General features: G+C 59.3%; 32 protein-coding genes, 1 tRNA gene and 1 pseudogene. 13 read left to right on the top strand and 21 right to left on the bottom strand.

Annotation, left to right across the window (positions count from 1 at the left end; translation table 11 throughout):
- Positions 1–389: 389 nt before the first annotated feature.
- The 5 genes from LIY45_RS28110 to LIY45_RS28090 all read left to right on the top strand — a co-directional run bounded on the left by LIY45_RS28110 (position 390) and on the right by LIY45_RS28090 (position 5,234).
- Complete coding sequence (locus LIY45_RS28110; RefSeq protein ID WP_226478321.1) at positions 390–683, top strand: hypothetical protein; 294 nt, start codon at positions 390–392, stop codon at positions 681–683.
- 246 nt (positions 684–929) lie between these two features.
- Complete coding sequence (mgtA, locus tag LIY45_RS28105) at positions 930–3,644, top strand: magnesium-translocating P-type ATPase (RefSeq protein WP_226478320.1); 2,715 nt, start codon at positions 930–932, stop codon at positions 3,642–3,644.
- Between the two features lie 71 nt (positions 3,645–3,715).
- Positions 3,716–3,907 carry a hypothetical protein gene (locus tag LIY45_RS28100; protein WP_017477645.1) on the top strand — a complete coding sequence of 64 codons (192 nt, stop codon included), beginning with the start codon at positions 3,716–3,718 and terminating at the stop codon, positions 3,905–3,907.
- Positions 3,908–3,938: 31 nt separating this feature from the next.
- Positions 3,939–4,286: a DUF2493 domain-containing protein gene (locus tag LIY45_RS28095; RefSeq protein ID WP_017477644.1), complete on the top strand. Its 348-nt coding sequence runs from the start codon at positions 3,939–3,941 to the stop codon at positions 4,284–4,286.
- Between the two features lie 144 nt (positions 4,287–4,430).
- The gene (locus LIY45_RS28090) at positions 4,431–5,234 is read left to right on the top strand and encodes a hypothetical protein (protein ID WP_226478318.1); all 804 of its coding nucleotides are present in this window, start codon (positions 4,431–4,433) and stop codon (positions 5,232–5,234) included.
- 176 nt (positions 5,235–5,410) lie between these two features.
- Here the strand turns inward: LIY45_RS28090 and LIY45_RS28085 are convergent, their stop codons facing one another.
- Positions 5,411–6,127 (bottom strand): tellurite resistance TerB family protein, encoded by a 717-nt coding sequence (locus tag LIY45_RS28085; protein ID WP_226478317.1) that lies wholly within the window; start codon positions 6,125–6,127, stop codon positions 5,411–5,413.
- Between the two features lie 124 nt (positions 6,128–6,251).
- On the opposite strand from LIY45_RS28085, the gene LIY45_RS28080 reads away from it, so the two are divergent.
- The gene (locus tag LIY45_RS28080) at positions 6,252–6,779 is read left to right on the top strand and encodes a DinB family protein (RefSeq protein WP_226478316.1); all 528 of its coding nucleotides are present in this window, start codon (positions 6,252–6,254) and stop codon (positions 6,777–6,779) included.
- Position 6,780: 1 nt separating this feature from the next.
- On the opposite strand, the gene LIY45_RS28075 is transcribed toward LIY45_RS28080, so the two are convergent.
- Entirely contained in the window at positions 6,781–7,236 is a 456-nt protein-coding gene (locus tag LIY45_RS28075) for a GFA family protein (RefSeq protein ID WP_226478315.1), read from the bottom strand.
- A gap of 209 nt (positions 7,237–7,445) precedes the next feature.
- Between LIY45_RS28075 and LIY45_RS28070 the strand changes: the two genes are divergently transcribed.
- Positions 7,446–7,730 carry a hypothetical protein gene (locus tag LIY45_RS28070; protein ID WP_226478314.1) on the top strand — a complete coding sequence of 95 codons (285 nt, stop codon included), beginning with the start codon at positions 7,446–7,448 and terminating at the stop codon, positions 7,728–7,730.
- Position 7,731: 1 nt separating this feature from the next.
- Here LIY45_RS28070 and LIY45_RS28065 read toward each other — a convergent pair whose 3' ends face one another.
- From LIY45_RS28065 to LIY45_RS28005, 13 genes are all read right to left on the bottom strand, one after another.
- Complete coding sequence (locus LIY45_RS28065) at positions 7,732–8,367, bottom strand: LysE family translocator (RefSeq protein ID WP_226478313.1); 636 nt, start codon at positions 8,365–8,367, stop codon at positions 7,732–7,734.
- A 225-nt stretch (positions 8,368–8,592) separates the two neighbouring features.
- Positions 8,593–8,784, bottom strand: coding sequence for a hypothetical protein (locus LIY45_RS28060; protein ID WP_023658809.1), 192 nt, complete (start codon positions 8,782–8,784; stop codon positions 8,593–8,595).
- 146 nt (positions 8,785–8,930) lie between these two features.
- Complete coding sequence (locus LIY45_RS28055; RefSeq protein ID WP_226478312.1) at positions 8,931–9,473, bottom strand: hypothetical protein; 543 nt, start codon at positions 9,471–9,473, stop codon at positions 8,931–8,933.
- A gap of 280 nt (positions 9,474–9,753) precedes the next feature.
- Positions 9,754–10,158, bottom strand: coding sequence for a TonB family protein (locus LIY45_RS28050; RefSeq protein ID WP_226478311.1), 405 nt, complete (start codon positions 10,156–10,158; stop codon positions 9,754–9,756).
- Positions 10,159–10,219: 61 nt separating this feature from the next.
- Complete coding sequence (locus LIY45_RS28045; protein WP_226478310.1) at positions 10,220–10,918, bottom strand: HAD family hydrolase; 699 nt, start codon at positions 10,916–10,918, stop codon at positions 10,220–10,222.
- Between the two features lie 32 nt (positions 10,919–10,950).
- On the bottom strand, positions 10,951–11,373 hold the full coding sequence (locus tag LIY45_RS28040) for a hypothetical protein (RefSeq protein WP_177071665.1): 423 nt from the start codon (positions 11,371–11,373) through the stop codon (positions 10,951–10,953).
- A gap of 104 nt (positions 11,374–11,477) precedes the next feature.
- Complete coding sequence (locus LIY45_RS28035; RefSeq protein ID WP_226478309.1) at positions 11,478–11,846, bottom strand: VOC family protein; 369 nt, start codon at positions 11,844–11,846, stop codon at positions 11,478–11,480.
- Positions 11,847–11,934: 88 nt separating this feature from the next.
- Complete coding sequence (locus LIY45_RS28030) at positions 11,935–13,116, bottom strand: MFS transporter (protein ID WP_226478308.1); 1,182 nt, start codon at positions 13,114–13,116, stop codon at positions 11,935–11,937.
- A gap of 70 nt (positions 13,117–13,186) precedes the next feature.
- Entirely contained in the window at positions 13,187–13,375 is a 189-nt protein-coding gene (locus tag LIY45_RS28025; RefSeq protein WP_081253153.1) for a DUF1737 domain-containing protein, read from the bottom strand.
- 47 nt (positions 13,376–13,422) lie between these two features.
- Positions 13,423–13,839, bottom strand: coding sequence for an NAD(+)--rifampin ADP-ribosyltransferase (gene arr / locus LIY45_RS28020; RefSeq protein ID WP_017477629.1), 417 nt, complete (start codon positions 13,837–13,839; stop codon positions 13,423–13,425).
- A gap of 103 nt (positions 13,840–13,942) precedes the next feature.
- Entirely contained in the window at positions 13,943–14,260 is a 318-nt protein-coding gene (locus LIY45_RS28015) for a hypothetical protein (RefSeq protein WP_177071767.1), read from the bottom strand.
- A gap of 5 nt (positions 14,261–14,265) precedes the next feature.
- On the bottom strand, positions 14,266–14,427 hold the full coding sequence (locus LIY45_RS28010) for a hypothetical protein (protein ID WP_167410158.1): 162 nt from the start codon (positions 14,425–14,427) through the stop codon (positions 14,266–14,268).
- A 139-nt stretch (positions 14,428–14,566) separates the two neighbouring features.
- A complete protein-coding gene (locus tag LIY45_RS28005; protein ID WP_226478307.1) occupies positions 14,567–15,589 on the bottom strand; it encodes an alpha/beta hydrolase in 1,023 nt (340 codons plus the stop codon).
- A 170-nt stretch (positions 15,590–15,759) separates the two neighbouring features.
- Between LIY45_RS28005 and LIY45_RS28000 the strand changes: the two genes are divergently transcribed.
- Positions 15,760–16,191, top strand: coding sequence for a hypothetical protein (locus LIY45_RS28000; RefSeq protein ID WP_081585350.1), 432 nt, complete (start codon positions 15,760–15,762; stop codon positions 16,189–16,191).
- Positions 16,192–16,321: 130 nt separating this feature from the next.
- On the opposite strand, the gene LIY45_RS27995 is transcribed toward LIY45_RS28000, so the two are convergent.
- From LIY45_RS27995 to LIY45_RS27980, 4 genes are all read right to left on the bottom strand, one after another.
- Positions 16,322–16,969 (bottom strand): hypothetical protein, encoded by a 648-nt coding sequence (locus LIY45_RS27995; RefSeq protein WP_226478306.1) that lies wholly within the window; start codon positions 16,967–16,969, stop codon positions 16,322–16,324.
- Positions 16,970–17,144: 175 nt separating this feature from the next.
- A tRNA-Leu gene (locus LIY45_RS27990) sits at positions 17,145–17,231 on the bottom strand.
- Between the two features lie 354 nt (positions 17,232–17,585).
- Entirely contained in the window at positions 17,586–17,873 is a 288-nt protein-coding gene (locus tag LIY45_RS27985) for a helix-turn-helix transcriptional regulator (protein WP_226478305.1), read from the bottom strand.
- Between the two features lie 391 nt (positions 17,874–18,264).
- A complete protein-coding gene (locus tag LIY45_RS27980) occupies positions 18,265–18,873 on the bottom strand; it encodes a LysE family translocator (protein ID WP_226478304.1) in 609 nt (202 codons plus the stop codon).
- A gap of 211 nt (positions 18,874–19,084) precedes the next feature.
- On the opposite strand from LIY45_RS27980, the gene LIY45_RS27975 reads away from it, so the two are divergent.
- The 3 genes from LIY45_RS27975 to LIY45_RS27965 are packed head-to-tail and all read left to right on the top strand — an operon-like array spanning position 19,085 to position 22,789.
- Positions 19,085–20,224, top strand: coding sequence for a hypothetical protein (locus LIY45_RS27975; RefSeq protein WP_063030671.1), 1,140 nt, complete (start codon positions 19,085–19,087; stop codon positions 20,222–20,224).
- On the top strand, positions 20,224–21,411 hold the full coding sequence (locus LIY45_RS27970; RefSeq protein ID WP_226478303.1) for a DUF6384 family protein: 1,188 nt from the start codon (positions 20,224–20,226) through the stop codon (positions 21,409–21,411). The genes LIY45_RS27975 and LIY45_RS27970 overlap by 1 nt, the downstream gene beginning before the upstream one ends.
- A gap of 4 nt (positions 21,412–21,415) precedes the next feature.
- Positions 21,416–22,789 (top strand): hypothetical protein, encoded by a 1,374-nt coding sequence (locus LIY45_RS27965; RefSeq protein ID WP_226478302.1) that lies wholly within the window; start codon positions 21,416–21,418, stop codon positions 22,787–22,789.
- 34 nt (positions 22,790–22,823) lie between these two features.
- On the opposite strand, the gene LIY45_RS27960 is transcribed toward LIY45_RS27965, so the two are convergent.
- A complete protein-coding gene (locus tag LIY45_RS27960) occupies positions 22,824–23,147 on the bottom strand; it encodes a helix-turn-helix domain-containing protein (RefSeq protein WP_226478301.1) in 324 nt (107 codons plus the stop codon).
- A gap of 80 nt (positions 23,148–23,227) precedes the next feature.
- Positions 23,228–23,455: pseudogene (locus LIY45_RS27955) on the bottom strand (DUF1993 family protein); the annotation flags it as partial.
- A gap of 114 nt (positions 23,456–23,569) precedes the next feature.
- Here LIY45_RS27955 and LIY45_RS27950 point away from each other — a divergent pair.
- Complete coding sequence (locus LIY45_RS27950) at positions 23,570–23,899, top strand: hypothetical protein (protein WP_226478300.1); 330 nt, start codon at positions 23,570–23,572, stop codon at positions 23,897–23,899.
- Positions 23,900–24,136: 237 nt separating this feature from the next.
- On the top strand, positions 24,137–24,517 hold the full coding sequence (locus LIY45_RS27945; protein WP_226478299.1) for a DUF1090 family protein: 381 nt from the start codon (positions 24,137–24,139) through the stop codon (positions 24,515–24,517).
- The last annotated feature ends 32 nt before the right edge of the window (positions 24,518–24,549 follow it).

Genomic DNA, 24,549 nt, shown 5'->3' with positions numbered 1-24,549 from the left:
CAAAAATCACCTAATAACGGATATGTACCCCCACCTATCCGTCACACAGATCATTTATCAATAAGCACACTTACCACTGCAACTTCCCCCCCCACCTTCTATCTGAACAAACTCTGAACCAGTAACAATTTAAGTCATTAATCGTTGACATCCGGCAACTGCCTGAGTAAATTCCCCGTGCCTGCAACTCAGGGCCATTTTTCAACCTCACAAAAGAAGCCAATGGACACAGTATCTAGTCGCTGTCCGATCACCGTGAATGCGGCAAATCGGGCACCAAACCCAGAAAAAATGACGGGACTCGCCTTTCCGGCCGAGTAAGCTGCGCTAGAGCCTGACGCTCCAACGTAACTGCCTCACCGGATGCCAGTCCGGTCCCGAGGTGTGTTATGACCTTTCAACTGATTGTTTTGCCTGATCTGCGTACGCGGGCGTCGGCCCTGCGTGCCAAATTGTGCTGCGAGCCCGTAGGCTTTTCCCCTACCCGTAGCGCCTTTGCTACCTCCTCCCCCCGCGTGTGCCCGGCTCCCCGGGCCCACTGGCGTATCTGCCCCATCACCGGCCATCTGGTCCAGCAATGGGATCACGCCGACCCTCAAGACCCACAGAGACGGAGCGTTTCCAGCCTGGTCGCGCAAGCGAGCCTGATGCTGAGCCTCTACGTGGACGCTCGCGCGGCATAAGCCGGCTGGAAACAGCAACTTTCTGATTATCCGTTAATTAATCAGCTGGAGTTCTCTATGGACGAAGCCAGTAGTAGCCCGCTGCGCGCTAGTTAACTAACGCGCTGTTAGCGGGCCTGTAGAAAGTTACCCAACACTTTATTTAAACCGATCGCGCAGTCAGCGACTCGGCATGCTTTCGCTCGCCTGTCATCAGGTAAGTACCGGGTATGTTTTGTCGAAAAATTGGCGACAGGAGTACACACAATGAGCGCAGTAAAAAACCCGAAACTGCACAAGAAAAACGGCACGGACACCGACACCAAACTGTCGATGCGTGCCGCCCGCGAAGCCCAGAACGGCCTCTCGGCAACCCTCGCCAATGTCCGGGCAACCAAGGATGGCCTGACCGAGCTGGATGCCTCTGCTCGCCTGCAACGCGAAGGCTATAACGAGGTGGCCCACGACAAGCCGCCTCACGCCATCGTGCAATTCCTCCAGGCCCTGAACAACCCGTTCATCTATGTGCTGCTGACCCTGGGCGCCATCAGCTTCGTCACTGACTACTGGCTGCCACTGCAGGCCGGTGAAGAAGCGGACCTGACCAAGGTCATCATTATCATGACCATGGTCATGCTCAGCAGCCTGCTGCGGTTCTGGCAGGAACACCGTTCGGCCAAGTCCGCCGAAGCCTTGAAGGCCATGGTGCGCACCACCGCCACGGTGCTGCGCCGTGAGCAAGTGGGCTCCAAGCCGACCCTGCGGGAAGTGCCGATGCGCGACCTGGTAGCCGGCGATATCGTGCAACTGTCTGCCGGCGACATGATCCCGGCCGACATTCGCCTGATCGAGTCCCGTGACCTGTTCATCAGCCAGGCCGTGCTGACCGGCGAAGCCTTGCCGGTGGAGAAGTACGACACCCTCGGGGACGTCACGCAAAAATCCGCCACCTCCACCGCAGCGGACCAAGGCAACCTGCTGGACCTGCCGAACATCTGCTTCATGGGCACCAACGTCGTCAGTGGCCGGGCGCAAGCCGTGGTGGTCGCCACCGGCCCGCGCACCTACTTTGGCTCCCTGGCCAAGGCGATTGTCGGCTCCCGGGTGCAAACCGCGTTTGACCGTGGGGTGAACAGCGTCAGCTGGCTGCTGATCCGCTTCATGCTGGTGATGACGCCGATCGTGTTTTTCCTCAACGGCTTCTCCAAGGGTGACTGGAGCGATGCCCTGCTGTTCGCCCTGGCCGTTGCGGTGGGCCTGACCCCGGAAATGCTGCCGATGATCGTCAGCGCCAACCTGGCCAAGGGCGCAACCGCCATGGCCAAGCGCAAGGTGGTGGTCAAGCGCCTCAACGCGATCCAGAACTTCGGTTCGATGGACGTGCTGTGCACCGACAAGACCGGCACCCTGACCCAGGACAAAATCATCCTCGAGCACCACGTCAACGCCTTCGGCAACCGTGATGATTCGGTGCTGACCCTGGCCTGGCTCAACAGCCATCACCAAAGCGGCATGAAGAACCTGATGGATCAGGCGGTCGTCCAGTTCTCGGAGCAGAACCCGAAGTTCCAGATACCGTTCGCCTACAGCAAGGTGGATGAACTGCCGTTCGACTTTATCCGCCGCCGCCTGTCGATTGTGGTCAAGGACGCGCAAAACGATCACCTGCTGGTGTGCAAGGGCGCGGTCGAGGAGATGCTGAGCATTTCCACCCACGTGATGGAAGGTGACGTTGCCGTCGAGCTGGATGATCGTCGTCGCAACGCGTTGCTGGCGATTGCCCAGGACTACAACGAAGACGGCTTCCGGGTGCTGGTGCTGGCCACCCGCACTATTCCCAAGGCCCTCGCACGTAAGCAATACACCACAGCCGATGAGCGCAACCTGGTGATCCGTGGTTTCCTGACCTTCCTTGATCCACCAAAGGAAACCGCAGGCCCGGCGATTGCTGCCCTGCGCGAGATTGGCGTGGCGGTCAAAGTGCTGACCGGCGACAACGCTATCGTCACCAGCAAGATCTGCCGCCAGGTCGGCCTGGAGCCTGGCGTACCGTTGCTGGGTGTGGAAATCGAAGCGATGGACGACGCCACCCTCAAACTGCGGGTTGAGGAACGCACAGTCTTCGCCAAGCTGACGCCGCTGCAAAAGTCGCGGGTACTCAAGACCTTGCAGTCCAACGGCCACACCGTGGGTTTCCTCGGCGACGGCATCAACGATGCACCGGCCCTGCGGGATGCCGACGTGGGTATCTCGGTGGACAGCGCGACGGACATCGCCAAGGAATCTGCCGACATCATCCTGCTGGAAAAGAGCCTGATGGTGCTGGAAGAAGGCGTGCTGAAAGGCCGCGAGACCTTCGGCAATATCATGAAGTACCTGAACATGACCGCCAGCTCCAACTTCGGCAACGTGTTCTCGGTGCTGGTGGCCAGTGCGTTCATCCCGTTCCTGCCGATGCTGTCGATCCACCTGCTGCTGCAAAACCTGATGTACGACATCTCCCAGCTGGCCTTGCCGTGGGACAAGATGGACAAGGAATACCTGGCCAAGCCACGCAAGTGGGACGCCAAAAACATTGGCCGCTTCATGATCTGGATCGGGCCGACCTCGTCGATCTTCGACATGACCACCTTTGCCCTGATGTGGTACGTGTTCTCGGCCAACAGCGTGGAAATGCAGACCCTGTTCCAGTCCGGCTGGTTCATCGAGGGGCTGCTCTCGCAAACCCTGGTGGTGCACATGCTGCGCACCCGCAAGATCCCGTTCTTCCAGAGCAACGCCGCATGGCCGGTGATGATGATGACCTGCATCGTGATCGGGCTGGGCATCTACGTACCGTTCTCGCCGCTGGGTGCGATGGTGGGCCTGGAGCCGCTGCCGCTGGCGTACTTCCCGTGGCTGGTGGGCACTCTGGTCGCCTACTGCTGCGTGGCTCAACTGATGAAAACCCTCTACATCCGCCGCTTCAAGCAGTGGTACTGATCAACCGCCCCTGAAAACGCTGGCTATCGATGGATAGCCAGCGCGTGCGGAGACAGACAATGAACCGACTCATGAGCTACCTCGACAACGCCGCACGCGCCGTATTGGTATTCGCCCTCGCCCAGGCCGCCAAGACGGTGATGGTGTTGGGCGTGCGGCTCTACGCGCGCAACGTGCTCAGCGCCGTGGAAATGCGCTTCATGCTGGGTTTCTCCAGCCGCTTGAACAGCACGTGCATCCGCTTGCTGCGCCCGCGTCGATAAATGGCAATACGCACTACAAGGAAACATCACCATGCGCGTCTTGATCTGTGCAGGTCGTCATTACGCCGATACAAAAATGTCCCGCCAGGTGCTGGATGCCTACCACCGCCTGCGCCCAGTGCAGGTGTTGATCCACGGCGGCAGTCAGTTCCTGGGCAGCGACGTGGAGGACTGGGCACGGGAAATGGGAGTGGATGTGGTGCGTTACCCACCCAACTGGCAACGCCATGGCAAGCAAGCCGAGCGTCACCGCAACCAGTTCATGCTCACGGACAGCCGTCCCGACGTGATCATCGCGCTGCCCGGTGGCGACGACACCTTGGAGCTGGTGAGCCAGGCCAAGGCCAGTGGCATTCATGTGCTGACCGTAGACAGCTGAATCAACCCTTATTGGAGTATCCAGAGATGAACGAAGAACCCAGTTGTAGCCGCACTCCGTTACACACCTTTTTTTATTTGAATCACGGCGCGTCCCTGCCAAGTCCGGTCGGGACACGCCACCGGCTGTTGATCGAGGTTCACCATGTACAAGAAGCACACCCCTGACGGTTTCGCCAAATACCGCAACCGCAGCACCCACGTAACCTTCCATCCCCTGCCCGCGTCCAAGCGTCGGGCGGTGCGGCGCAACCTGATTTTTGTCGGCGCGACGCTTGGCATCGTGCTGCTGCTCAGCCTGATGTCGAATGCCTATGCGGCCGGCGGTTCCTACGTGGTCGACGACGGCGCCATCAACGCCCCGGGCGAATGCAATGTCGACGCCTGGTTCACCGCCAATCGGCACGACGGCTCCACCCACAGCGAAACCCTTTCGCCCGCGTGCACCGCCGCTGCCATTCCCTGGTTGCAATGGACTGCCGCCGTGTCGCGGGCCAATCATGATGGCGATGGGGAAACCCAGTTGAATCCGCAACTCAAGGCCCAGTTATGGACCCGGGAAGACCTGGGCCTGGAACTGGCCGCGTCTGCCGGCGTGCATTACGCGCTGAACCGCCACCACTCGTTTGATGGCGCCGACTTGAATGTGCCGTTCACCTGGCATCCCATGGAAGCCCTGCGGCTGAACGTCAACGCAGGCTGGAGCCACGCCTATAACGACGGCGACCAGACCCATCGACCGACCTGGGGTGCCGGGTTTGAATACAGCGTGATGGACTCGCTGACGCTGATCGCCGAACGTTACGGCCAGCAAGGTGGCGACCAGGCGTGGCAGGCAGGGCCGAGGGTGCATGTCGGCAAGAATGTGGATGTGGACCTGGTGGTGGGGCGCAGTTTGATCGGGGATCAGCATCAGTGGCTCACGACGGGGGCCACGTTGCGGTTCTAATCCGCAGACGATGATCAACCTGTGGCGAGGGAGCTTGCTCCCGCTGGAGTGCGAAGCGCTCCCAAAGATTCCGGGGCCGCTACGCAGCCCAGCGGGAGCAAGCTCCCTCGCCACAGCAAGCTCCCTCACCACAGCAAGCTCCCTCGCCACAGGTTTGGTATGACCGTAATAGCGATTTAAACCTGTCCCTTGGCCTGCTGCTCCAGATGCACCTGCAACGCAGGGTCAATCTTCAGCTGCCCCGCCAGTTCATCCAGGTAATTGCGCTCCGCGTTCTGCTGGTCATCTACCAGCAGCACACTGACCAGGTACACCTCGGATGCCATCGCCGGGTCCCCGGCAAACTCGGCAAAATCCGCCGCATTCAGCGGCTTGGCCACCTCGGCATCCAGCCACGCCTGCAATTGCGGGTCATCGGTGTGCTTGCCGATCTCGGCCGAGATCATCTGCTGCTCGCGCTCATCAATCTCGCCATCCGCCTTGGCCGCCGCGATCAACGCGCGCAGCACGGCATGGCTGTGCTCTTCAACTTGCGCACCGGACAGCTGATCAACCGTTTGCAACGCCTGCTGCGGCGCCGATGCCTGTTGCCGCTGCCAGGCCTGATACGCCTGGAACGCCATCATGCCCAGGGACGCCAGCGCCGCGTAGTGGGTACCGCCGGTGCGCCCTGGCGGCGCCGCACGGGTTCCGCCGAGCATGCCGCCCAGTCCACCGAGCAAACCACCGAGGCCGCCACCGCCTGAAGCCGCAGCACCACCGCCCAGCAAACCACCCAGCAGCCCGCCCAAACCACCCAGCCCGCCCAGAGATCCGGGGGCAGAGCCGCCCTGTTGGCTCGTGGAGGCTTGGCCCGCTCGCAGCAATTGTTCCAGTAGATCGCCGGTATTCATGGTGTCACCCTCCCAGGGCGCAGAGTTCCAGACCAACAACAATAGACCCGCTGCGCCAGAACACCATGACCGCCCGACAAGCGCGCTTTATCATGGCGCCACCGCACCCGGAGGAAGCCCCGACATGACCCGTACCGAGCATATCGCCCTGATGGCGACCTACAACCAGTGGATGAACCGCAAGGTGTACGAGGCTGCCAACGGCCTGAGCGACGAGGACCTGATTGCTGACCGTGGTGCGTTCTTCGGTTCGATCCTTGGCACGCTGAACCACCTCGCCCTGGGTGACCGCGTCTGGCTCAAGCGTTTCGCCGAACATCCGGCAGGCTTTGCCGCGCTGGCGCCGTTAAGCGCTTTGGCGTTGCCGCCACGCCTGAATCAACTGGCCTTCGCCGATATCCGTGAACTGTCGACCCATCGTGCCTGGCTCGACCAGATCATCATCGACTGGGTGCAATCCATCGGCGAGCCGGAGCTGGATCAGCCCCTGCAGTACCACAACATGGCGGGCACACCAATGAACAAGAATTTTCATGCACTGCTCGTGCACTTCTTCAATCACCAGACCCACCACCGGGGCCAGGTGACAACCCTGCTGACCCAGGCCGGGCGCGACGTGGGCGACACCGACCTGCTGGCGCTGATGGACTAGTTCAACCGGCGCAGTGCTCGGCGTACGCCTGAATCAGCGCGGGAAAATCCTCCCGCTCCGGGAGCTGCGCAAAGCTGTGCTGCGCCGGCGTGGACGCCCACGGCAGTTTTTCACTGGTCCAGGTTTCAATAAATGGCACATAGCCGCTGACGTCATCAAGCATGGTGGGCCGCAGGTTGATCAGGTCCTCGACGCCATTGGGGCGGGAAAACATCCAACTCATGCAGTGGGGGCAGCAGTAGTGGCGGTCGACGCCATGCAGCCCGCCGATCACCGGGTTGCCCTGGGTGATGGTAAATCCGCTGGCGGGGATCAGCGCGCTCAGGGAGAACGCGCTGGATGACATCTTCTGGCACCCGGTGCAGTGGCACGCCATGGTGATCAGCGGTTTTTCGGTCACGGTAAAACGCACCCGATCACAACGGCAGCCGCCTTCCTGGGACTCTTGATGACTCATCTTCCACTCCATTCACATTGTGTGTGTGCCTGGAGAGTAAACGAGCGGGCGCGTCACGAACAGCGTTGCCAACTCGCACAAACGAACGCCTGTGACAGCAAACTGTCATAAAAGACAGAGCGGTGAAAGTCAGCCAATGGCTGCCCGCCCTGCCCGCGCGCATCAACAGCTTGTCGATGCGACGCATCCCCCCAGAAGGAGACGCTTACATGGTCATTCACTTCAAGGTCGCCGGCCATCTCGCCTGCGGTCATCACGGCAATAACCTCCCTTCCAGCACCGAGCTGAAACGGGTCAAGTGCCGCACCTGCCGTAACACCGAAGTCTATAAGGAAGCCCGCCGCACCCAGCGCAACGCCGCCCGGCGTGCTGCGCGTAAAGCCAAATCTGCACATGCCGCCGGTGACTGGCGCAGCGCCTGGACCCAGCGCCTGACCGACCTGCCAGGCCGTCAGCGCCTGCCACGCGGGTTCCACGGCCAGCCATTCGTTTAAGTTACGCAGCCGGGGCACGACGGAAAGCGGCCAACAGCACGCCCATCGTCATCAACAAGCCACCCGCCCCACGGTTGAAGTGCTGCAAATGTGCGGGCCGCAGGCGACTGAGCAAGCGTGCCCCGCATACCGCATAGAACATCATGATGCTGACATTCAGCACGCAGAGTGCGAACAACAGGCACGCGTACTGCGGCAGTTGTGCTTGGGTGCTGTCGACAAATTGCGGCAGGAATGCCGACATGAACAACAACGCCTTGGGATTGGAAATCGCCACGAGGAAACTGCGGGTGAAAATACTCGCCGTGCGAGTGCCGCTGTCCTCACCTTCGCCCACGCTCGGCAACGCGGCTTGAGGTGCGCGCAGCATCTGCCAGCCGATCCAGATGAGGTACGCCGAGCCCATCCATTTCAGCGCCTGAAACAACCCTTCGCTGGCCGCCAGTAACAGTCCCAGGCCACAGGCCACCGCGGTCACCAACAACGCGTCCGCCAACACCGCCCCGGCCATGCCCCAAAATGCCGCCTGCAAACCGTGGCGCGAACCGTTCTGCAGGGCCAGCAGAACCGTTGGGCCGGGAATCGCGATAATCGCGGCGCTCATCATGACGAACAGAAATAAGGTTGCCAGGGACATGACAGGTTCCTAGGGGCTAATCAGCTGCGAATCATCCCACCCTATCCTCTGTGTGGCGAGGGACTTGCTCCCGTTGGGCTGCGTAGCGGCGCCAAAATCCTGGGAGCGCTTCGCACTCCAGCGGGAGCAAGCTCCCTCGCCACAGCAAGCTCCCTCGCCACCGTTTATGTATTGCTCAAGCGAGACCCAATAAAAAGCCCCGGACTGACCGAGGCTATTGAGGGTTCAAGCGTCATTGGCCACCGGCCTCGACCGCGCCTTGTACCCCGGCAGCGCTGCGGCATACGCCAGTGCCTGCTCACGGGAGCCAAAGGATGCCAGGCGGTCGGCCTTGGTACAGACCCGCCACGGGCCGCTGTTGACCTGCACGATGTCATAGCCGTTGAGATGCAGCTTGTTCAGCATGGGCGTGCTCATAGTCACCTCTCTCTCCAGAGATAATCCAGGTGTTTGCCCGGTCTACCATACACCCGGGTAAAGCGGTGTAACCTACCGGGCGTCGCACAGGCGTGCACTTCAAGCTCAGAATCTGCTCCTGCCCGGCAAAGGCCACGCCCCCTCTGTTACTTCACCTTGCTGCTGAGGTTGTCGACACTGCGCTTGAGGTCTTCAAGGCTGCGCTTCTGATCACTGACGGTGCTTTTGAGGCTGGACAGTTCGCTGGAGCTGGAGTTTGAGCTGGAACTTGAATTGCGCTTGAGGCCTTCAATCTCGCTCTTGAGCTTATCGATGGTGCTTTTCTGATCGGATACGGTGCGCTTGAGCTCGGACAGCTGGCCGTCACTGGAGCTGGAACTTGAGCCGGTGTTTTTCTTCAGGTCTTCAAGGGCGCGTGCCTGGCCTTCCAGCTTGCTTTCCAGGCTTTGCATTTCGCTGTCATTGCGCTTGAGCGCGTCGCGCATGGCCTGAATGTCGCCTACCGAAATGTTCGACGAATGCAGGAAATATTCGCCACCGGCGCCCCAACTGCTCGCGGTGATTTTGTCACCGTCCGACGCACCAAAATCCCCCCACCGAGCGGGACTCGCCGCCTGAACTGACGGTGCCATTGCACCTATCAACAACGAAGCGACAACAGCGAACGAAGCTTTACCCATGATAGACATCAGTTGATTCCTTTCTGACTGCCGAGATGGCACATCGCTATGACTGCGTTTTTGAACACTTGTTCCCGTGAAGAGTTGCGACGGCGTATACGAAAAAGCCCCGGCAAATGCCGGGGCTCGAAATATCCAACAGGCGGTGCGATGTGCTGTGCTGTGCTGTCCTTTCACACACCTTTCACACTCAGGCACCCAGGGTCATCTCAGCTCCTAATGAAAACCTTTAAGCCCGCGCTCCCCATCGCGAGCTTTTCTTTGTCTGTCATTTACCCTCAGGTTGTCGCTAGATTCGCTGCGGCGGTGAGCCGGTGCAAGCGCCCTGCTCCATGCAGAATATAAAGGGCGCCACCACTTCAACTTCGCCTTTACGCAGCATTGAGGGCGGGGGCGCTGGCACTGGCGACGCCGCCGGAATAAATGCCTCCACTGCCCCGACGAAAAGATCCGAGCCTGTGTGGCCGACGATTTTGTGGCGTATCAGGTTGCCTTTGGCGTCGACGACAAAGGCCACTCTGACCATGCCGGTCAGCCTTTGCAGGCGAGCGTCTTCAGGGTAGGACTTGAAGTGGTTGAGGTGAGTGAGCAACTGATATTCCCATAAGCGCTTCTCTACCAGTTGCTCCTGGTGGTTGGGGCCGCTCGTGCAGGCACAAAGCAGTAAGACCAGTGCGATCCAGCTGTATTTCATAAACGCAGTTCCGTTGACGTTTGGTTTACGACGTGAGGCTAATTATCCGGCGTTATGCTGGCTATCGCTTTGCGATCAGAGCGGGTAGCTCGTCGAGCGATTTTATAGTGTCTTGCGCGGGAGCAAGGCCTGCTGGCCACTGATGAAACCCTTGAAACCATACAGCGTACATCCCGGCGGCTTTTGCCCCTTGGTAGTCGTTTAGAGGGTGATCACCGACAAACCAGCAGTGCTCGGGAAGAACGCCTAACCGTGCAGCTGCCTCATGGAAGATTTCCCGTGCAGGTTTGGCTGTCCCGAACGCTTGCGAGCTGACAACGGTACCAACCGACTGAGCGAAGGGCAACGCAGCGATGGTTTTCCTTCGCGAGTGCTCGGCGCCATTGGAAACAATCCCGACTTTGATGTGTCTGTGCTCCAGCGCCTGAATCAACGCTGCAGCGCCCGGCATTGGCACGGCTGCGGCCGGAAAATGGCTGACCCAGTGCTCGACTAGGACCTCAGCCGGCTGCGGCACTCGCCACGGCAGTTGGTTGGCAAGGGTGTGGCCTACAGCTTCGCGGATCGAAGAGAATGCGGACTGCGGGGAAAGATAGCCGCCGCTGTCTTCCCGCAAAATCAGGTGCGTGATGTCGTCCAGCGTCGCGGGCCTGATGTGCTCGCCGAAATCAGCCAGGAACCGTTCGGCGTAGCGCCGGATACTCAAGGCGCGATGCGTCAGTGTGTTATCCAGGTCGAACAGAATGGCGCGCGGGTACACGAATGTTCCTCGTGGAAAACCAAATCTGCCTGTCAGGCGGTGGCACTGACGAGTGAACCGGTACCACTTCCACCTTCAGAAGTCAGCGCCTGCAACAAAGCCGAGGAAGCAGACTGCAACGCTGCTGCCGTTGCGGCAATCTGCGTCTGGGCTGCTGCCACGGCGGCCGCCTTGGCGTCTGCGCTTTGATTGCTGGCCTGTGCCTTTTGCATATTTTGCTGCTGCTCTTGAAGTTGCTTTTGCAACTCCGCAATTTGCTTTTTCAGCTCCTTGACGGTGTCGGACTCCTGCGACGTCGATGCGGCCTGGCCGGCCCCTGCGCCGGAAGCACTTTTGGCATCGGTGGTCGGGCCGGGGCCCGAGGTGCCGGAAGCTTGCGTCTTGGAGCCATCACTGACACTGGCGGAGCTTGGACTGGTGGGCACAGAAGCAAGACTGCTGACGTTAGTGATCATGTCAAATATCCAATTCCGGTATAGATCTTAACTGATCGGCGCTTTAGCCGATTACTTTAACGCGTTATCGACCTTACCGAACTTGGCTACAACGACGAACCGATTCAGCGCCAAGGCCTCGAAAAGACGTTAACCAGGCTTCCATCAGGATCACGCAGCAATACCGAAGTGTTGCCCCATGGCATGACCGTCACCGGCATCACCACGTCCGCGCGACCGATACGCAGCAGGACGGCCTCGACATCATCCACTTGAAACTCCAGGATCGCCGAACGGTTGCTGGCGGCGACTGCCAATCCATCGTTATGAAGGCGGATCAGGCATTCATCGGCTATGGCCAGGACCACGCCGTCGAGGTGAATTTCAGCGAACCCCTCAGCCAGATGCCTTGGCTCGACAGTCGTGAGGTTTTGATAGAACTGAACGAGCCGTTCAAAGTGGTTGGTAACGAGACGAACAGACGAGAATTTCATTATTTGACCTGCCGTGAGTGAGAGAGCTCACCTTAGTTCAAGCCTGCGTCAGTTCCTGACAGGAGTGTTTCGCCAGAGCGCCCCCACTTTACGAAAAAACCGGCTCTGCCCGGGCGCGAAGTCCTGCGGCAATCATCAGGATAATGGCCGGGACGATCACCACGCTGGCCGACAGCATCGCCCCCTTGAACCCCGCCACATCCAGCGCACCGCCACCGATAATCACACCCAGCCCGATCGCGCTGTTGAGCACAGCTGTGTGGATGGCGGTCGCAGGCACCATGTGATCACCGGCGATCCTCAAGACCCACGTCTGCAGACCGGTAAACAAAGCGGAAATGGCCACGCCCCAGACCACCAGCAGGATAACCACGGACACGAGCCCGAGTGGCGGACCATAAATACCCAAGGTCACCAACGCCACTGCCATCGCAACCAACGCCAGCAAAATGAACGCTTTCAAGTAGCGATCAATCAACAGCGCACTCAAGAGGTTGCCCAGGAAACCCGAGGCCCCGAAGGCAAACAGCAACACCGCAATCATGTACGAGGTAATTCCAGGCACCTGGCCAATAAACGGCTCGACAAAGGTGTAGGCGCCAAAATGCGCGGCCGCCGTCAGGCCCGTGATGACGTAGGTGATCAAGAGGTCCTTGCACCGCAGCACCACCGCAAACCCCAGACCTTTGGCCAGCGAGGGAATATGCAGGGAAGGCAGCACCAGGGCGATCGCACCGGCGCTGGCGACACACATCACGGCGAGGCACACAAAAGCCGTGCGCCAACCATCGTATTGGCCCACCAGATTAATCAGCGGTACGCCCATGACCGTGGCGATCGTGATGCCGCCCAGCACAATCGAGGTGGCCAGTCCCACGCGGTGCGACGGCACGATATGCGCGGCGGTGGCTGCCACGATGGCCCAGAACACGCCATGGGCCAATGCGCCGACGGCGCGGGCACCGAGCAGAGAGGAAAATTCAGGGGATAACGCTGCCAGGCCGTTTGATAAGGCCAGTATCAACATCAACGCAATCAGCAGCGCCTTGCGGGGAACCCGGCGGTTCAACCAGTTGGATAGCAAGCCGCTGGCCGCCCCGATCCAGGCGTATAGCGTTACGGTCAGCCCGACGGTAGACGGGGCTTGATCCAGGTCGGCGGATATTTGCGACAGCAAACCAATGGGGGCGAACTCGGAAGTCACCATGGTAAAGGAGGCGATGCACAGCACACTGACTGCACACCATACCCGCAAGGCTGAATTGATCACCGGCAATGTCCGTCCCTGTTCATGGCTGAGTCGTCGTGACTCCACCTCGCGCGTCGCTCACTGAGACCGGCTAGTTATCGGGATTCCAAACGACGGCCTGTGCCACGACAACGTATTCGCCGTTAAAAGTTGCCGCTGGCGAACCATAAAGCTGGTAGCCCAGAGCAAGGGCCTCAGAGACGCGGTGACAGAAGGAGGCATCGTCCTTGCCTGTCAGAATCCGATAGGTGGGTAAGCCTTCAGGAGGAGAATGCTGCATGGGGGCACCTGCTGGAATAGTTAAAGAAAACCACTGGGCAATCTATATCAGTCGATGATCACATCGCGACCCTCGGCCTTTAAACGGGCGAGGTTGTCCTTCATCTGCTGCAACCGCTCAGGCGGATGTCCTTGCCACTTCGTCACCTCAGCCACCACCCGCAACGGATCGCCGGAGCGATAGGACAGCGTGGGGTTGCCGGGAAACTTCTTATCCGTCACGTTGGGATCATCCATGATTGGCCCCGTTGGCTCCACGACATAAATCCGTTCCCGCTCACTGCCAAGCGCCAGCTCAGCGCCCCAGATGGCGGCATCCAGGGTGCCCGCGAAGTAGACCCACGACAGTGGTTTACCCTGCGTGAAATTGGAGGGGTAGCCGACGCGGATCAGATCGCCCGGTTCCAGATCGGCCCGGGTGCCGTGGAAGAACTGACGGGTAAACATGCCAGCGGTGTTTGACATGGGCTCGCTGCTCCGAGGATGAATTACAAAATCACTAAGGGTTGCACGGAACCCAGTGGCAGTGAACTGGCCCGGCGCTTGATCGCCAGGCCAGAGGGCTGAGTTAAAGCAGTACAGTGGAAAGCATACCCAAGGCTCCCAGGACGAACCCGATGAGTGCACCACGCCCTGGTGCCTCATGGAACAGCGACCAGACCACCACGGGTTCAAGCAGCAGCAAAGAGGTGACTGAGACCACGGTGACGATCCAGATATCACCGACAGCCACATACCCCAGCCAATACGCACCCAGCAGACAAAGTCCGGCAAAACACATAAGCACAACGGGAATGACAAACCCTTCCCAGGAGCTAGTCCCTGTCTGGGCAAGCTTGGCGGTTACCACCTCACTGTAGATTGCACAAAACTCACCGAGCACCATCAACCCTAGAGCAGAAACTCCGAGTAGTTCTTTGGACATATCAAAAACTCCTTCGTATTCAACGCAATATTTTTCAGCTCCCAGCGAGCGATGCCGCTGTCCAGGAGCGTGTTGCAGTGATACGAAGCAGCCTTGAACAGGCCTGAATTACCGAAGTGCTTTTCCATGCTCATGTCCTTCAAAGGGTGTGAGTCTCTCAGCGCCCGGATGAGGGCACTCGTGGCGATCATACGTTCCGCCAGCCATCGCGAACAACCCGGGCAATATAAGCAGAGGTAGAGCGATCTCAAAGACGCTAAATAACGATCAACTACCGAGTTCTCTACTTTGTAGCCAGGTACTTATGGCCTCAACAAGTTCTGTCTTGCACTCCACTGGCAGCCAATGCCCGCCAGGCACGCTCGTCACGCTGAGATCTGCGCAGGCCGCGCGCATGGGGTCGCCCAACCGATTGCCCTCGATGGTATTCATCTGGTCGTAATCGCCGTTCACAAACAGCACGGGCAATGACAGGCGTCCGCCGTTGGGCGCTCGTTGGGCGTAATCGATGTTGGCATCGTCGTTCAGATACCAAGCGCAGGGCGCGCCAAAACCATGCTCTGCGAACGTCCGCACCAGCACAGCGAAGTCCGCCTCGGGCCAGAGTGCGGGGTCTGGTTGGGTGGGTGGGGCTCGGTGCGCTTCGCCAAACCGCCCGCCTTTCCTGGTCACTTCGGCATTGGATGCAACCTTGCCGATGCTCGCGGGGTCGCCTGGCCGATAAATCGACGCCAGCGAGGCGGCTTTGTCCGCATCAAGATCCGCCACGGCGGACGCAAAGTGCGTGTTGTAGTAGCGGTAATAGTCCCATTGACCGTCTGGATACTGGTCCGCCGGATAAATCCCTCGATCAACCAGCGGGACCAGCGTCGCCAGCGCATTCGTGGAGGGGAAGTACGGGACCGAAATCAGCACAACGCCGCGGCTGCGCTGAGGTTCATGCGCGACCAATTCACCCGCCACAACGCTGCCCCAATCATGGCCTACCCAGATTGCGGGCATTCCACCGAGGTGGTCATGAAGTTCTGCCATGTCTGCCGCGATGTTTTCAATCGTGTACGCATTGAGGGCGGCTGGCGCAGAAGAGCCACCATAGCCGCGCATGTCGGGTGCGACGCAGTGCCAGCCTTGGGCAGCGAACGCGTCCATCTGCGCACGCCAGATCAGACTGAGCTCAGGCCAACCGTGCAGGAACACCATCAATGGGCCATCGGCAGGCCCCTGCTCTACATAATGCGTCGTATGACGGGGCGTGCTGAAAACGTGTGAAGTGAGCTTGGAAGTGGACATAGGGTCTCCTCATGCTAGGCCGGCCGCAGCCAGACCCAACACGGCATATCTTGTTACAACCATTCGCCCGCAGGCACTGCCCTTGGAGAACTTGAAACGCTCACTCTAGTCCTAATGCCAGGCGTGCTTAAACCGTGAGCGCCTGCTGACAACCCATAGAGGTTCAAAAAATGAAAATGACACTACCCGCCCTGGTTCTGGGTGCCCTCATTTCGCAAGGCGCAATGGCCGCCGGAGATGGCACCGCCGCTCTTGGAGGCGGCGTTGGTGGTGCACTTGGCAATATCGTAGGTCAACAGCTCGGCGGCTCAACGGGCGCGGCGGTAGGCGCAGGCGTAGGGGGTGCTGCTGGCAGTGCTGTCGGCGCTCAAAGAGGCAACAGAGCGGAAGCCGCGTTAGGTGGCGGTATCGGATCGGCTGGCGGGTCACTTGTTGGTAATCGCCTCGGCGGCGCCACGGGCTCGACGATCGGTGCAGGTCTCGGCGGCGCCGCGGGTGGCGCGCTGGGAAACAACCTAGCGGACGATGAGAGCAATCATCGATCTGATGGCAAGAAGCACAATGGCAAGAACAAGCATAAACACAAGAACAAGCATCGTTAGTTCCTGACGCTATTACCTCGAAGCCCGGCCCAGCGCCGGGCTTCTTATTTCTGGCGCCAAAAACGAAAAAGCCCAGCAATCGCGCTGGGCTTGGATATGGAAACCGGGTAACCAATATGAACCTTGCTACTTAACCCTTGCAAAGCTTCTGTGGCGACTCCGTGCCCCCGAGTTTTTTCGGCCATGCAATCGGCAGGTTAGGAACAGAGATAAGCTCGACGACGCCAAACATGCACATAATCACCGCATTTCCATCCGCGTTGGGTGCGCTGCTGAGTCCGACCAGAATCTCGTAGTCTTTCCCGGGCTCCAGCTTGAATACTTTCGCCTGGCCAGGGCACACAGCATAAGTGCTGCCGTAGCTGCCGGCCGACGCACCTAACGTCGCAACCTGAAAGGGTGCATCTGTTTTAACGCGGTACTCAGCCACAATCTCCGTGTACAAGCCTTCGGCCATCCGAACGGCTCCGATGTACTGCTGAAGTTTGGGTGAAACCCTTCCCGGCATTCCAAGACTGGCCGGCTTAAGTGGGTACTGAGGGTAGTTGATGCTCGGCTGTCCGTCCTCAGAGAAGCGACCCGCTTCAGCCATTTTGTGGCGAGTATCCGGGGCACAGCTGCCAGTTACGCTGTCGCCAAACACATTAGAGTTGGTGATCACACGAACTCGGGCCGTATTGTCGGCCTGAGGTGGATCAACATAGGGAACAGAGGGGATCCCGCCACAACCAGCAAGGGCGATGGACGAAACAAACAGGAGCAACCAGGTATTACGCATCTACTACATCCTTGTGTTTACCTAAGATCCATCGTGTGCGAACCAGACTAAAAACCCTCAGTAAAAAACCTGACTGGGCATCCGCCCACTCAGTGAGCTGCGGAGCAACCTGTGAAATTGCGGAGCGGAAACAAAAAGGACCTGCCTGATAAATCAAGCAAGTCCTTGAATATGATGGTGCCCGAAGCCGGAATCGAACCGGCACGCCCTTACGAGCGGGGGATTTTAAGTCCCATGCGTCTACCAGTTTCGCCATTCGGGCGGTAGCGCTATACAGCGAGCCAAGCAGCTTCAAAAGCCCTTGAGCGTTGCAGCAGGCTAGGGAATATATAGATCCAGCCCCCTCGATGCAAGGTCGGGCGCGGGCTTTTTCAAACAAACAAGCAGCTCCCCGGCAAACAAAAAAGCTCGCCAGATCAGTGATCTACAGATTTCAGCCGCAGTGGTGAGCAATAGCAGCGCCGACCGCTTCGGCCCCCACCGCGCGCGTCCCCAGGCGCATCAGGAAAAATAAGTCATGACCACAATGACCACTGAAACCCAAACCAGGGTCATCAAAAACGACAGCGCAGCCAATGTTTTACCCATTTGCCTACTCGCCCCGGCGAAAATCGCTTCAGTGAATCAACTCTTTTGCCTTCTCCAGGCACTCGGTGGCGCTGTCCAGTGCCTCGGCCGCCTTGGTTGAAGCGGCGTTGCCATCGTCAGCGCGATTGCCGGTGATGACAAACAACACATCGACACCGACCTTGGCAACCGCCGCCAGGTAATCTGCCCGTGGAAAACGCACGCCGCTTTCATAACGCCCCTGGGCATTGGTCTCAACGCCTCCGACCTTGCCCAGCGCCGCTTGAGAATAGCCAAGCCTGGCACGTTCTGCCTTTAACCTCGCCCCAATGCTCATGAAAAACCTCCTGTGTGGGATGGTGAATACGATACCCCGCACAAAAGGTTAGTTCCTTGGCCGAACTGAGCCGCTGTTTATCGCCTGATCCCCGAAAACCAGCGCCCCCTGTTCTCCGGCACCTGCGGCGCCTGAGGGCATCTGATACGCTTTTTTCTTGTGCATCTGACCCTGTAACGAAACCCGTCCTGGCCTGACAATACACCCACTCCCGACACGCCCGTGGAGCCCGGCAGGAACCGTCCTGCCGGCCCGTTCATTTCGGAGGCCTTATGGCTAAGATGGCATTTTTCCTGTTCGGTTTTCTTGCGCTGACCATCGCAATTGGTCTGCTGGCCACCATCTCACCGGTCTAGCATCCACACCCCGCCGCCTGCGTTCAGAGGTCGCTTCAGCCGGCAAAAAACATCGGATACAACGACAGCACCAACAACCCCGCCATCGACCAGTTAAACACCCGCAACCAGCGCGGCTCGCGCAACACATTGCGCAAGCCGCTGCCACAGCCGGCCCACACACAAACGCTGGGCAGGTTCACCAGGGCAAACACCGCAGCAATCAACAGCACATTGGTGACATAACCGTCGGCAGGCGTGTAGGTGGTGATCGCGCCCAGCGCCATGACCCAGGCCTTGGGGTTGACCCACTGGAATGCCGCCGCGCCGAGAAAGGTCATGGGTTTGCGCTTGTCATCGGTGTCATCGGACATGGCACTGGAAGTTGCAATCTTCCACGCCAGGTACAGCAAATACGCCGCCCCCACATAGCGCAATACGGTGTAGGCCCACGGCAACGCCTTGAACACTTCCCCCAGACCCAAGCCCACGGCGATCACCAACACCATAAAGCCAATGCTGATCCCCAGTGCATGGGGAATCGAGCGAATAAAACCGAAGTTCACCCCGGACGCCAGCAACAGGGTGTTATTGGGACCTGGGGTGATTGAGGACACAAAGGCGAACAGCGCAAAGGCTGACAACAAGCTTGAAGACATAAGCATGGCACGACATCCGAACGAGTACTGTGGCCGTGACAGTAGAACGTTGCGCCAGCCTGCGCCCCGTACAGCTACGGGTAGATAGAGGCATACACTTCGTCAGGCGTGCCAACAACCGCCTTCCAACCAAACTGCCATTGGTTTGCCTTCATTGATCGGTATACTTGCGCCCTTCTCTGCACACTGTGCTGAACACATCCTGAAAGGACACTCGATGAGCAACTACCTCGACCGCGCGCTGACGGGCCTGCGGACCCTGGGCATCAATCTTCTGCAGCCGGTTCCAGATGCACCGGTACTGGTATTGCTGGACCGCGTGGCCCAGTACGACACCGCCAAAGTCACCGCTATCGCTGCCGTGCTGCAACAGTCGACCACCTTTAACAGCGTGGTTCGCGAACAGATCGCCGGCATGGATATCTCCACACGCTTCATGGACATCACCCAAAGCTTCACCTCGATTCGCGAAGACGCCGCCGCCATGGCCGGCTGGATGGATGACGGGCGCCTGGATACGCTGGAGAAGCTCAAGCTGAGCTGGATGAACCTGCGTCGTGGCTCGATCCCCAGCCGCTTCAGCGAGATCCGTGAAAACTACCTGCAGGTGTGCAAGTCGGCCAATGACCAGATCTCCCGGGAAACGGTGATTCTGGAAGCCTACCTGGACTTCCGCATGGCCATGAAGGCGGCCGAGGTCGATGCCCAACAAGTGCTCGCCCTGGCCGGCCAGGTCCTGGAGCAGCGTACCCAGGCCTTGAACGAAGCCAACGCCCAAGTCACGGCTGCCGAAACCCTGGCGCCGGCCGAACGCGCGGCCCTGGAGTTGCGTCGCGATGAAGCCGTACGCGCGCTGCAGGACGAAGACAAGCGCTACCAGATCGTCAAGGACATCGCCGATGACCTCAAGGTCGGCTACAACACCGCCGAAATGGTCTTCGCCCGGATCAACCAAGTGCATGTGATCAAGGAGCGCCAGTACCAGCGCATGGTCTCGTTCTTCTCCACCAACGAAGTGGTGTTGACCGGCCTCGCCGTGTCGTTCACCAGTAACAGTGGCCTGGCCGAAGCCACCAACACGCTCAATGCCACCACCGACGGCATCAGCAAGGGCCTTGAAGCCCTGGGCAGCACCGGCAACACCCAATTGGAAGCGGCGGTCAAGGCCAGCTATGGCTCCACCATCAAGGTCGACTCGGTGCGCGCCCTGGCCGAAGCCACCCTGAGCTTCCAGACTGACATGCACGGCCTGACGGAAACCTACCGCGCTGAATCCAGCAACGCGTCCCGTGACATCGCCGAAGCTGTCGAAGAGGCCAAACGCAAGTTCGCCGCATTGCTGACCAAGGCCGCTTGATGAGCGACATTCTTCTCTCCGAACAACTCGGCGCGATGGCGCGGGTGGATCAACTGCGCCACCAGCAGATGGCGGTGGAAAAGGACCTGAGCCTGCCCCAACGCCGTGCCGAAGTGGCGGCGCGCATCCGCGAGTATTACCAGAACAACGGCATTCAATTTACCGAAGCGCAGATCGACCAGGGCGTGCGCGAATTCTTTTCCAAACGCCTGGTGTTCGAGGCCCCGGAACTGAGTGCGCGTGACCGTTTCTGGAGCAACGTACTGCTCAGGCGGCATCGCGGCATACTCGTCATCCAGCTCGTCGCGGTCACCTTGCTGGTGGTGCAATGCAGCCGGGTGATGGTCGCCAGACACGAAACCCTAGAAGCTCAAAGAGCGGCCATCGCCGTCGAGACGAACGCGGCACAAAAACAATCAGACATCGCCCACCTGAAGGCTCGCCTGAGCGCCGTGCAACAGGACCCGGCCTACATTGAGGGCGGCGACCTGTTCAGTGCCCTGCCCCGCCTGAATACCAAGGCCGAACATGCCCTGGCCATGGTCGATACCTCCGGGGTCGATTACGCCAGTGAGCAGATCGGCGTGCTGGAGGCGTTTTTGGCCAAGGTCAAGGCAGTCCAGCCGATGACCGATCAGCTCAACGAGTTGACTCGCAAGGTCGCCGACATTCACTTGCCCGCCGCCGACGGTAAAGCGACGCGGGGCATGCAGGCCGAATTGGTCATGATCAAAGACCTCATCGGGAAATTCGAGATCGAAAAAGCCGGCGGCCAACTCAGGGCCCTGCGTGCCAACATCGAACTGATCCCCAAGGAGGTGACCATTCGGGTTGTCGACCGGCCCGGCACGCCGTCCGGTGTCGAGCGCTGCTACGACAAGGCGCTGTGTAATTCCAATCCTGGTTCGACCCAGGGCAAGAGCTGGTATTTGGTTGTCGAAGCCGTCGACCTCTCGGACAGGCCGGTGCTGCTGCCCACCGTCAGCAGTGAGACCGGCACCGGCGCCTGGGCCAGCCAGTTTGCTGTGCGGGTACCGCAGGCCGAATACCTGAAGGTCAAGGCCGACAAACTCGACGACGGCCACCTGACCCACCGTGTCGTCGGCCGCAAGCCAGCCGGCAGGATGGAAGTCACCTACTTGAGCCAACGGACCACCGACCCGCTCGAAACGATATTGGAGTGGTGAAGACATGACGCCTGACACCCTGATCGGCATTACCGAACGTAACTCCCGCAACGCCGAATTGATGATGCGCACGGCCGAGCAACACCTGTCTGAACTGCTCGGCGAGCAACTGGCGCTGGAGCAGGACATTACCCAGCGCCTGGGTAAAATCGCGGCCCTGCACCTGGGCCAGGGCAACACGCAGAACGAGCAAGTCGCCGCCGCCCTGAACCTGCGCCAACAGTCCCAGGACCTGCTCCACCAGCAACTGCGCGACGCTGAGCAGGCCGTGGCCCAGGCGCTGGCGGGCAAGGAAAAACTGCAAGCGCGAGCCGATACCCTCGACCAGCAAGCCCGGCAATCCCTGGAACAAAACCCTGACTACGCCCGCCAGGTCGAGCAACTGGACCTGGCCCAGGCCGCCCACCGAGAACACGTCAGCGGTTATGAAGACCTGCGCCAGGAGTGCGCACTGAAGCGTCCGACCTTTGATACCAACCTGGTCTACGTCTACCTGCGCGGACACGCCTTCGGTACCGACCAATACCGGCGCAACCGCCTGAACCGCTGGATGGACAACTGGCTGGCGACCAAGGTGAACTACCTCGTCAACCGCAAGAACGAGCTGAGCCTGATCGCCCTTGGTGAGCGAAACGAGGCCTTGCAGGCCGAGCGCATCGCCCTGATCAGCACCTTGAGCGCAAGTGTCGATGCGCAACTCGCTCAGGCACGTGACCAGCACGGACAGGCCTCAATACAACCCGAGCTCGATACCCTTCAACGCGTGGTCGACAACGCCAAGCGCCAGGCCAATGCCATCCAGGAAAAACTCGGCAGCTACTCACGCAACGAAGACCCGCAGTACCAGCGCGCTCGGCAGTTGCTCACTGACCAGTTGAAAACCCAGAGCATTGGCGAATTGATCGACTTGGCCAGCCAGACCCCGGGCGACGCCGACGACCTGATCGTCGAGCAACTGCAAACCCTGCACCTGCGCTTGAAAGCGGTGGTACAGCAGCTGGCGCAGACCCAGGAAGAAGCCGTGGTACACCAGAGCAGCTACCAGCGTGCCAAAGACCTGGAGCGCAAAGTTCGCAACGACGCCTTTACCGGCCGCGATGTTTACTTTGACCTGTCGACTGACTTCGAGCGTCTGGTAGAGAGCTACATGACCCAGGGTGCAACCCTTGGCCAGGTTGTGGATGTGCTAAGCCGGGGCCTTAAAATCGTGCGCCGCAGCCAGGTCGCGGCAGGGGCGACGCGAGGCTATGTCAGCGCATCGATCAGCCCTGTCGTCCTTGGCGTCGCCACCGTCGACAGCAGCAATAACAACACGGCCAGCTTTTCGACGTCAGGCAGTACAGGCGGCGGCAGCTTCAGGACAACCGACAGCTTCTAGCCTGGCGCGCAACAAATCCGGGACTTCCTCGTTGCTAGCTGTCAGACAACGAGGAAGTGATCTGCGCAATCGCATCCTGATCCAGCCCGTCCAGCGTGCGGTAGTGATTGATGATCAACGTCTCCTTGTCACTCAGGGTGGCCTGGTTGATAACCGCCCTCTCCCCCGTCAACACGTAAAACACGTCCACGCCTTGATGCCGGAGGGCAATCAGGTAATCGGACTTGGGCGCCCGCGCGCCACTTTCGTAGTGCACCTGGGCATTCGCCCCCACACCGCCAATCGCACCAAACTCCTGTTGGGAGAGCCCCAGGGTCTTGCGTTCTTCTTTCAGGCGGATGCCGAGTTTATCGTCCATGGTGGGTACCTCAATATACGTGATTAACACTCACCATACGCTTATGTGCCGGAGCGGGGTCCATTCATTCGGGTGGCTACCTATTGCGTGCGCACGAAGGCAAACATATGCGGCACGTAATCGGCTTTGCCAAGCGGCACACCGTTATGGCGAAGGATGTTATAGGCGGTCATCAGGTGAAAATAGAACGGTGGAATCGCCCAATTGACCCCATATTCGTGGGCAGTCACGTCGAAAACAGTGCCTTCGGGAAGCGCTATCGAGATAGCACGCTCGCTGCTGTCGATGAGTTCGCGATCTGCTGAGGCATGCCATGGTCACGATCCACGCGACTGCCCTGCAAGCTTCATGTAGCTTCACGTGACGTCGGTGGCGAGCCGACTTACCTTGGCCACCCGGCCCTTTTCAGGGTGTAGAGCGTAATGAAGCATCGCTATCCTTGCACCGTCTACCCCATTGCTCAGGATAGCGTTCTTGAGCTCGACACTGGCAAGGAAGCATCACGTTACCGAGGCCGAACAAACATGACGCTCCCTGAAAATAACCCGTTGAAGACAGAGGAGTATCAGCGCCAGGCGAATCGCTGGTACTGGCTTCCCCTTGGTTTATTGGTGGTTTTTTTAACGATGACTTCGATCATTTTCCTGGGGGCAACTCCACCAGAATGGATGTTTGTCGCACTCAACGTTGGCTGGGCCATCGTTGCATTGACACTGCTGATGCGGCTATCGGGTGTGTACTGCGCTAATTGAGGCAGCACGGCGCGTCGCCCTCCTGGTACTTCGTCTCGAATAGAGGCGCGTCTTAAAACCCCATCAATGTGCGAGAAACAACGTGAAACAACTCACATTTATGGCGTTCCGCTGTTGAAGGTCAAAAATCGACCAAATATATTTCGCTGCACCCGAGCGCTCACCTCTATACGGATATTGTTCTGCGCTTGCTCGGGCCCCCGGATCTGCGCAGGCAATAAAACATTGAGGTTTGCCATGCGCCTTTCCAGACTCGCACCCGCCGCCGCCCTGTTCAGCCTGTTCACCCTCACCGCCCAAGCCGCCGACCTGTCAGCCCTCACGGGCGCCCTGTCATCTGCGCTAGGTGGCGCCAGCAACAGCAACAACACCGTCAACGCCAATAACGCCTCCTGCCAGCAACAGATCCGCGACCTGCAGACAAATATCAACGCGGCCAATGCCAAGGGCGATACCTTGCGCGCGACCGCGTTCCAGGCGGCGCTGACACAAACCAACAAAAGCTGCAGCAACAGCACCTACAACGCTCAGGCGCAGGTGGATACCAATCCCCAACGCCAGCAAAACGTGAACAAGGCTGCGGATGCGATCAACGCCATTGGCGGGCTGTTCAAGTAAGTTGGGATGCACTGCGAGAAAGGCCCGTGATT

Origin of the sequence: Pseudomonas sp. MWU16-30323 (genome assembly GCF_020515595.1) — a bacterium.
Lineage (GTDB): Bacteria > Pseudomonadota > Gammaproteobacteria > Pseudomonadales > Pseudomonadaceae > Aquipseudomonas > Aquipseudomonas yamanorum.
Note: the sequence above shows the minus strand (reverse complement) of the source record. Positions and strands in the feature narration are given on the sequence as shown.